Consider the following 7,936-nt stretch of genomic DNA (forward strand, 5'->3'; position numbering starts at 1 on the left):
GGAGGTCGCCATCAACGCCAGGACAGCGCTCGTCGGCGGCGGCGCCGCCGGCATCGGACGTGCCGCCGCCGAAGCGCTCATCGCCGACGGTCACCGGGTGACGATCACCGGCCGGACCGCCGAGACCCTCGAACTAGCAGCCAAGGAGCTGTCTGCCGAGGCGTTCGTCGCAGACCTAGCGGATCCGACGGCCGACCTCAGCGCCGCGCAGTACGACGTACTGGTTCTCAATGCGGGCGGTCCACCACCCGGCCGCATCCTCGAAGTCGGCGACGCCCAGTGGCACGCGGCACTAGAACGCCTTCTGCTCGGACCGCTCCGACTCGCAAGGCTGGCCCTCCCCGCGATGGCCGAGCGCGGCTTCGGCCGCGTCATCGTGGTCACCTCGACCGCCGTCCGCCAACCCCAGGATGAGCTCGCGATCTCCACGGTCCTGCGCGCCGCGACGACCAGTGCCGCCAAGCTGCTGTCCCGCGAGTACGCCGACCGCGGCGTGACCGTCAACTGCGTCGCGCCGGGTGCCACCGACACCGCCAGACGCCGGCAGATCCTTGACTCCCGCGGCGACCCGGACGGCATCGCCGACAACGCCGCCATCCCAGCCGGACGACCGGCGCGGCCGAGCGAGATCGGCGAGGTCATCAGCTTCCTGGCGTCGGACCGGGCATCCTTCGTGAACGGCACAGTCGTGACCGTCGACGGCGGACGAACGGAAGTCCCATGACCAACACTGGCGAGAATTTTCAGCTACCGACCTTCCTGGCCTGCATCACCGACCGGGTACTGCCCAGCCAAGCTCGGCCGCTGGTCGTCCAGGCGGACGAACTCGAGCCGTTGCCCGCGACCGCGGTCCACAACCCCTCCGAGCTGGCGATCGCCGGTCGCCTGCCGACCTTCGGGTTCGAGATCTTCCACCAAGTGATCCCTGCCGGGCTCAGCTCCGACATGCAACGTCATCACCACGAGACGGTCCACTACGTCATCAGCGGCCGGGGCCACAGCGAGGTCGAGGACGACACCGTCGAGTGGACGACGGGTGCGTGCATCTACACACCACCGTGGACCTGGCACCGGCACTACAACGACGACCCGGCCGAGCCGGTCGTCTTCCTGACGATCGAGGGCTCGCGGCTGGTCGCCGCACTCGGGCTGACCCGCCGCCAGAGCGCCGGCCTGGCAACCGTCGCGGAGGCCCGCGAGGCCTTCCCCGACTGACAACGAGAAGGAGCAGACGGTGGCACACACCAGTATCTGGGCCGAGCTCAGCAGCACCCCACACGAACTCCGGTACGTCGACGTCGCCGGCGTCAGGACCCGAGTACTCCGGGCCGGCAGCGGGCCACAGCTGGTGCTGCTCCACGGCACCGGCGGCCACCTGGAGGCCTACTCGCGCAACATCGCCCCCCTGGCAGCCCATTTCACCGTGACGGCGTACGACATGGTCGGTCACGGCTGGAGTGACCTGCCCGACAAGCCGTACACCATCGACGTCCTCGCCGAGCATCTCGTCGGTCTCCTCGACGTCCTCGGGATCGACCGCGCTCACCTGTCCGGAGAGTCGCTCGGCGGCTGGGTCGCCGCCTGGACCGCCGCCCACCATCCCGACCGCGTCGACGGGCTCATCCTCAACACCCCGGGCAACATCGCCAACAAACCCGAGGTGATGGAGAGGCTCAAGGCCAGCACTCTGGCCGCTGTCACCGATCCGAGCGACGACACCGTACGGCGCCGCGTCGAGTGGCTGTTCCACGACAAGTCCCAGGTGACTGACGAACTGGTCCGGCTCCGCCAAGCGGTCTACACCCGGCCCGGCTACCTGCGAGCCATCGAGAACACCTTGGTCCTGCAGGATCCCGAGGTACGTCGCGACTACGCATGGGACTCGTCGTGGGTGCGCCTCATCGCCGCCCCGACCCTGCTGCTCTGGACCAGCCACGATCCCACCGGCGGACTCGACGAGGCCGAGCTCCTCCAGTCCTGGATCCCGCGATCGCGGCTGCACGTCATCGACGACGCCGGCCACTGGCCGCAATGGGAGAAGCCCGACGAGTTCCTCGCCGCCCACGTAGAGTTCCTTCGCTCGATGACAAGCGGTGCGGTCAGATGAGTGAACTCGTCGGCTTCGTAGGGATATCGCACTCACCCTTCGCGACCTTGCTCGCGCCTCCGGGCGTCGGCGAACCGGGCGCTCAGTTCCTGTCCGACGCCGATCGCGTCGCCAAGGCGGTGACCGAACTGGCCCCGGACGCCGTCGTGGTGATCGGCCCCGATCACTTCCACGCCAACTTCTACGACGTGATGCCGGCGTTCGTCGTCGGCATCGAGACCGCGGTCGGGTTCGGCGACTTCGGCAGCAGCGCCGGGCCGTTGCCGCTTCAAACCACACTGGCCTGGGACATCTTCGACGCTCTCGGTGAGTCGGGCTTCGACCCGGCGTTGTCCTACTCCCTCACCGTCGATCACGGCATCGTGCAGGGCTATGAGATGGCGACCGGCGGCCGGAGCATCCCCATGGTGCCGATCGTGCTCAACACCGCAGCTCCTCCCCTGCCGTCCCTGGCTCGCTGCCGCGACTTCGGCCACAGGTTGGGCCAGGTACTGCGCGCGTCGGCGTACGACGGCCGTGTCCTCGTTGTCGCCAGCGGCGGCCTCTCGCATTGGCTGCCCTCGAACGATCTACGCGACCCGTCGATCGCCGACCCCAAGCGCTCGGCCCTGATCCACGGCCGGCTGGACGCTGCCGCGTTCTCCGCTGAGCGCGAGCCGAAGGTTCGCGCGATGAGCGGCAACCCTGACGCCCGGGTGAACCGCGAGTGGGACAACTGGTTCCTCGAGACCTTGCGCTCCCCGGACCTCGAACCGATCGTTGCCCTCGGCCACGACAAGCTGGAGGAGGACGCCGGCAGTGGTGGTCACGAGATTCGCTGCTGGCTCGTCGGCCACGCCGCCGTCGGTCTGCCGCTGACCTGGACCAGCTATGAAGCCGTACCGGAGTGGATCACCGGCATGGGCATCGGCACCACCTTCGAGATCGCCTAGACCGTGAGGACAGAGACGATGAACCATGCCGCCGTTGCCGAAGCGCTCGCGCAGGCGGAGCGCGACTGCCGGCCGATCCCGCCGCTCCGCGAGACCTGGCCGACCCTGACCGTTGCCGATGCCTACCAGATCCAGTTGCTCAACGTGCGCAGACGACTGGCATCCGGTGGAGTGGTCAGCGGCCACAAGGTCGGACTCTCCTCCAAGGCCATGCAGCGCATGCTCGGCGTCGACGAGCCCGACTACGGCCACCTGCTAGCCGATATGGAACTGTTCTCCGACCGTCCCGTCTCCGCTGCGAGGTACTGCGCTCCCCGGATCGAAGCCGAGATCGGGTTCGTCCTCGGCAGGGCGCTGCCGGCCGGTTCTTGCACCGAAGACGATGTGCTCGCGGCCACCGAGTACGTCGTACCGGCGCTCGAGCTGATCGACAGCCGGATCGCCGACTGGGACATCACGATCACGGACACCGTTGCGGACAACGCTTCCTCGGTTGGCTACGTCCTCGGCGCGGATCACGCGAAGCCCGACGAGCTCGACCTTCGCGGGATCGAGGGCCGACTGCTCCGCAACGGCGAACAGGTCGCCGAAGGTCGTTCCGATGCGGTGCTGGGTAACCCCGCGACAGCCGTCGCGTGGCTGGCCAACAAGGTGGCGGCCTTCGGAGTCACGCTCGAGGCCGGCCAGGTGATCCTGCCGGGTGCGGTGCACCGCGCGATCGACGTACGGGGTGGGGATGGGGTCGAAGCAGTCTTCGACGGACTCGGCCGCGTCTCGCTGGACTTCGAGTAAGGGGTAGGGATGTCCAGACTGACCGCTGCGATCGTTGGGCCGGGCAACATCGGCACCGACCTCATGTACAAGCTGCTCCGGAGCGAGGTGGTCGAGCCGCGCTGGATGATCGGCGTCTACCCGGACAGCCCCGGACTGCTCCGCGCGCGGGACCACGGCCTGGAGACCAGCCACGAAGGCGTCGAATGGCTGCTGTCCCAGGACGAACTGCCTGACGTGGTCTTCGAGGCGACGAGCGCTTATGTCCACCGCCGGTACGCACCTCGGTACGCCGAAGCCGGCATCAGAGCGGTCGACCTGACGCCGGCCGCGGTCGGACCCGCCTGTATTCCGGCGGTCAACGGCGACGCCCATGCCACGGCCGCGAACGTCAACATGGTCACCTGTGGCGGACAGGCCACGATCCCCATGGTGGCAGCGGTGTCCCGGGTCACGCCCGTCTCGTACGCCGAAATCGTCGCCTCGGTCGCCTCGCTGAGCGCCGGACCCGGGACCCGGCAGAACATCGACGAGTTCACTCGGACCACGGCCCGGGCGGTCGAGACGATCGGGGGCGCCGAACGCGGCAAGGCGATCATCATCCTCAACCCTGCCGATCCACCGCTGATCATGCGCGACACCGTCTTCTGCGCGGTCGCTCCGGACGCGGACCGCGAGGCTGTCGCCGCCTCCGTGTACGAGATGGAGACCGCGGTGCAGAAGTACGTGCCTGGCTATCGTCTGCTGCAGGAGCCGCAGTTCGACGATCCATCACCGCCGACCCGGGGCGCCACGAAGGTCAGCATCTTCTTGGAGGTCGAAGGAGCCGGCGACTACCTCCCGCCGTACTCGGGAAACCTCGACATCATGACGGCGGCCGCGACTCGGGCCGGCGAGGGGATGTGCCGCGGATGAGCAACCTGAACCGCACGTGGCGGCAGACCGATCCGGTGGGCGAGCTCGATATCCGCCTGACCGACACCTGCCTCCGCGACGGGTCACACCACAAGCGACACCAGTTCACGGCGGACGACGTACGGGCGATCGTCACCGCACTCGACGGCGCCGGCGTACCGGTGCTCGAAGTGAGCCATGGTGACGGACTGGGCGGATCGTCGTTCAACTACGGCTTCAGCCTGACTCCCGAGCAGGACCTCATCAAGATCGCCGCGGACACGGCCCGCCAAGCGAAGATCGCCTTCCTCCTGCTGCCCGGCGTGGGCACCAAAAACGACATCCGGCAAGCGCGGGACAACGGCGGCTCGATCTGCCGGATCGCCACCCACTGCACCGAGGCCGATGTCGCCGAGCAACACTTCGGCCTGGCGCGCGAACTGGGACTCGAAACCGTCGGCTTCCTGATGATGAGCCATACCCAGACCCCCGAGGTCCTCGCTGCCCAGGCCCGGATCATGGTCGACGCCGGGTGCCAGTGCGTGTACGTCGTCGACTCGGCCGGCGCGCTGATCCTGGACGGTGTCTCGGACCGGGTCGCCGCGATCGTGGCTGAGATCGGCGACCAGGCGACCGTCGGCTTCCACGGCCACGAGAACCTCGACCTCGGCTGCGCCAACACCGTGCTCGCGGTCCGGGCCGGCGCGACCCAGATCGACGGCTCGGTACGCCGCTTCGGCGCCGGCGCGGGGAACACGCCACTGGACGCCTTCGTCGGCGTCAGCGACAAGCTCGGCTGGAAGACCGGTGTCGACTTCCTCCAGATCATCGATGCCTCCGAGGACGTCGTCCGGCCCGTGATGGGTGAGGAATGCCGACTCGACCGGATGACGATGATGATGGGCTACGCCGGCGTCTACTCCAGCTTCCTGAAACATGCCCGCACGGCAGCCGAGCGCTACGACGTCTCCGGCGCCCAACTCCTCGCCGAAGCGGGCCGCCGCCACCTGATCGGCGGCCAGGAAGACCAACTCATCGACATCGCCCTCGAACTCAAGTCGCAGCGAACAGGGTGAGGACTCTCGGCCCTGACGGCCGGTCTCAGGCCGATTGGAGAGCGTGCCGCGGGAAGGTGACTCCTGTCAGTTCTTCGGAGATGTCCCACAGGCGCCGCGCCGCCTCGGCGTCCTGCGCATTCGCCGAACGGCCGACCAGTTTCGGTTTGCCGCGCGCCTCCATGAAGCCGTTCGGGCCTACGTAGCTGTCGCCAGAAACATCCACCACGGCCGCGTACAGCGTGGGCAGAGCGCCGGCGTCGTCGCTCTGCGCGAGGGCGAGCGCCGCCTTCTCCATCAGGGAGCGCATCCGGCTCTGACCGTCCGAGCTCAGCAGATTCGTGGCCGCCATGCCGGGGTGCGCCGCGGTCGCGATCACCGGTGAGCCCACCTCGGCGAGTCGTCGCTGGAGTTCCGAGGTGAACAGCAGATTGGCGAGCTTGGACTGCGCGTAGGCAGCCATCGCCTTGTACGGCTTGCGCTCCCAGTTGAGGTCGTCGAAGTCGATCGAGCCCCGCCTTTGAGCACCGGACGAGACGGTCACGACCCGCTCCCGGATCCGCGGCAGCAGCAGGTTCGTCAGCGCGAAGTGGCCCAGGTGGTTCGTCCCGAACTGCAGCTCGAAACCGTCGGCCGTGCGGGACAGCGGCGGGATCATGACGCCGGCATTGTTGATCAGCACGTCGACAGGCTCGGTGAAGTCCTCGGCGAACGCGTGGATCGAGGCGAGGTCGGCGAGATCGAGCTGCCGGACGTCGACGTGGCCGGTCATCGCGGCTGCGGCTTCGCGGCCCTTCTCGGGGTTGCGCACAGCCAGCACGACGTGAGCGTCCTTGGCGGCGAGAGCGCGGGCGGCGGCCCGGCCGATCCCACTGTTCCCGCCGGTGACGACGACAGTGCGACCCGTGAGGGAAGGAATGTCCGAGACACTGAATGTTGTCATGGACTACAAAGTAGTCACTGACAACAATGTTGTCAACGGAAACACTGTTCGCTATCGTACGTCCCGTGCCAGATGCGATCGACGAGCGGCCCTACCACCACGGACAACTTCGCACCGCGCTGCTCGAGGCGGCCGAGAGCCGCCTACGGGAGCACGGCGCGGACCAGTTGTCGCTGCGCGATCTGGCCCGCGAGATCGGTGTCAGTCACGCCGCGCCGCGCCGGCATTTCCCGGACCGTCAGGCACTGCTCGACGCCTTGGCCGAAGCCGGGTTCGACCGGCTGGACACCACGCTGCGCACCGCGTTGGCGGGCTCGGACGCAGACTTCCCGTCACGCGTGCGGGCCACCATGACGGCCTACACCCGGTTCGCCACCGAGAACGCCGTATTCCTTGAGTTGATGTACACCAGCAAGCACCGTCCGGGTGCGACGCGGATCGCCAAGGCTGCCGAGGCACCCTTCGAGCTGATGCGCGAGCTGATCCTGCAGGGACAGGCGCTGGGCGAGCTCCAGGCAGGCGAACCCGAGCAGTTCGGGATCGTCCTGTTCGCGACCCTGCAGGGCATCGCGACGCTGATCAACGGCGGCGTCGTCAAACCGGAACTGCTCGACGGACTCGTGGAGACCGCCGTTGAACAGTTCCTCCGAGGTGCCCGCCCGCTCGCGTAGTGCATGTCTCTGACGTAACTGGTAACTAGGATTTATAAGGTTACTCAGGAGCGTGGGCTGCGAGAGGAGAACGACGTGAAGCGTTCGACCAAGACGAGACACCTCTACCGCGAGTCGGGAGGGGTGAAGGTGCACTACCGCGAGTCCGGCGTACCCGCTTCGACCGCCGTGCTGCTACTCCATGGTTCCCCCAGTTCGTCGTACTCGTTCCGTGAGGTGCTCCCTGTGCTCGGGGAGCACGCGTACGTCGTTGCTCCGGACCTGCCAGGATTCGGCTTCTCGGATGCGCCGCCGCTGGACGAGTACGACTACAGCTTCGAGCAACTTTCGTACGTGATCGAGGCTCTGGTCGCGGACCTCGGCATAGAGCATTACGTGTTGTATGTAACGGACTTCAGCACACCGGTCGGGTACCTCATGGCGATGCGCCATCCCGAGCGAGTGCTCGGTCTCGTCGTACAGAACGGCAACACGCACGAGGCGGGCTTGAACGAGGCGTGGGATGCGCCGCGCCGGTTCTGGGCGGACCCGAGCGAGGAGAACAAGGCCGGTCTGCCGGAGTG

The 7,936-nt window shown here is 67.6% G+C and carries 10 protein-coding genes; 9 read left to right on the top strand and 1 reads right to left on the bottom strand.

Going from position 1 to position 7,936, the window contains the following annotated elements; genetic code table 11:
* The 7 genes from VFG33_RS35070 to dmpG form a co-directional block, all read left to right on the top strand.
* Nucleotides 1-724: SDR family oxidoreductase (locus VFG33_RS35070; protein ID WP_325057324.1), on the top strand; the 724-nt coding region annotated here is incomplete at its 5' end.
* Nucleotides 721-1,215, top strand: a complete 495-nt coding sequence (locus VFG33_RS35075) for a cupin domain-containing protein (RefSeq protein WP_325057325.1) — start codon at nucleotides 721-723, stop codon at nucleotides 1,213-1,215. The genes VFG33_RS35070 and VFG33_RS35075, both read left to right, overlap by 4 nt.
* Before the next feature lie 19 nt (nucleotides 1,216-1,234).
* Nucleotides 1,235-2,107 (top strand): alpha/beta fold hydrolase, encoded by an 873-nt coding sequence (locus VFG33_RS35080; RefSeq protein WP_325057326.1) that lies wholly within the window; start codon nucleotides 1,235-1,237, stop codon nucleotides 2,105-2,107.
* Nucleotides 2,104-3,039 (top strand): DODA-type extradiol aromatic ring-opening family dioxygenase, encoded by a 936-nt coding sequence (locus tag VFG33_RS35085; protein WP_325057327.1) that lies wholly within the window; start codon nucleotides 2,104-2,106, stop codon nucleotides 3,037-3,039. Before VFG33_RS35080 ends, VFG33_RS35085 begins: the two co-directional genes overlap by 4 nt.
* An 18-nt stretch (nucleotides 3,040-3,057) precedes the next feature.
* Nucleotides 3,058-3,831: a 2-keto-4-pentenoate hydratase gene (locus VFG33_RS35090; RefSeq protein ID WP_325057328.1), complete on the top strand. Its 774-nt coding sequence runs from the start codon at nucleotides 3,058-3,060 to the stop codon at nucleotides 3,829-3,831.
* Nucleotides 3,832-3,840: 9 nt separating this feature from the next.
* On the top strand, nucleotides 3,841-4,725 hold the full coding sequence (locus VFG33_RS35095; RefSeq protein WP_325057329.1) for an acetaldehyde dehydrogenase (acetylating): 885 nt from the start codon (nucleotides 3,841-3,843) through the stop codon (nucleotides 4,723-4,725).
* Nucleotides 4,722-5,780, top strand: a complete 1,059-nt coding sequence (dmpG, locus tag VFG33_RS35100; RefSeq protein ID WP_325057330.1) for a 4-hydroxy-2-oxovalerate aldolase — start codon at nucleotides 4,722-4,724, stop codon at nucleotides 5,778-5,780. The genes VFG33_RS35095 and dmpG overlap by 4 nt, the downstream gene beginning before the upstream one ends.
* A 25-nt stretch (nucleotides 5,781-5,805) precedes the next feature.
* On the opposite strand, the gene VFG33_RS35105 is transcribed toward dmpG, so the two are convergent.
* Entirely contained in the window at nucleotides 5,806-6,702 is an 897-nt protein-coding gene (locus VFG33_RS35105; RefSeq protein ID WP_325057331.1) for an oxidoreductase, read from the bottom strand.
* A 65-nt stretch (nucleotides 6,703-6,767) separates the two neighbouring features.
* Between VFG33_RS35105 and VFG33_RS35110 the strand changes: the two genes are divergently transcribed.
* Both VFG33_RS35110 and VFG33_RS35115 read left to right on the top strand, forming a co-directional pair.
* Entirely contained in the window at nucleotides 6,768-7,373 is a 606-nt protein-coding gene (locus VFG33_RS35110) for a TetR/AcrR family transcriptional regulator (RefSeq protein ID WP_325057332.1), read from the top strand.
* A gap of 75 nt (nucleotides 7,374-7,448) precedes the next feature.
* Nucleotides 7,449-7,936: alpha/beta fold hydrolase (locus VFG33_RS35115; RefSeq protein ID WP_325057333.1), on the top strand; the 488-nt coding region annotated here is incomplete at its 3' end.

It is taken from the genome of Kribbella sp., from assembly GCF_035687465.1.
Classification (GTDB): domain Bacteria; phylum Actinomycetota; class Actinomycetes; order Propionibacteriales; family Kribbellaceae; genus Kribbella.

Excerpts from the sequence above, each read along its gene's own strand:
- VFG33_RS35075 (WP_325057325.1), top strand. The coding sequence starts at position 721 with ATGACCAACACTGGCGAGAATTTTCAGCTACCGACCTTCCTGGCCTGC.
- VFG33_RS35085 (WP_325057327.1), top strand. The coding sequence starts at position 2,104 with ATGAGTGAACTCGTCGGCTTCGTAGGGATATCGCACTCACCCTTCGCG.
- VFG33_RS35090 (WP_325057328.1), top strand. The coding sequence starts at position 3,058 with ATGAACCATGCCGCCGTTGCCGAAGCGCTCGCGCAGGCGGAGCGCGAC.
- VFG33_RS35095 (WP_325057329.1), top strand. The coding sequence starts at position 3,841 with ATGTCCAGACTGACCGCTGCGATCGTTGGGCCGGGCAACATCGGCACC.
- dmpG (WP_325057330.1), top strand. The coding sequence starts at position 4,722 with ATGAGCAACCTGAACCGCACGTGGCGGCAGACCGATCCGGTGGGCGAG.
- VFG33_RS35105 (WP_325057331.1), bottom strand. The coding sequence starts at position 6,702 with ATGACAACATTCAGTGTCTCGGACATTCCTTCCCTCACGGGTCGCACT.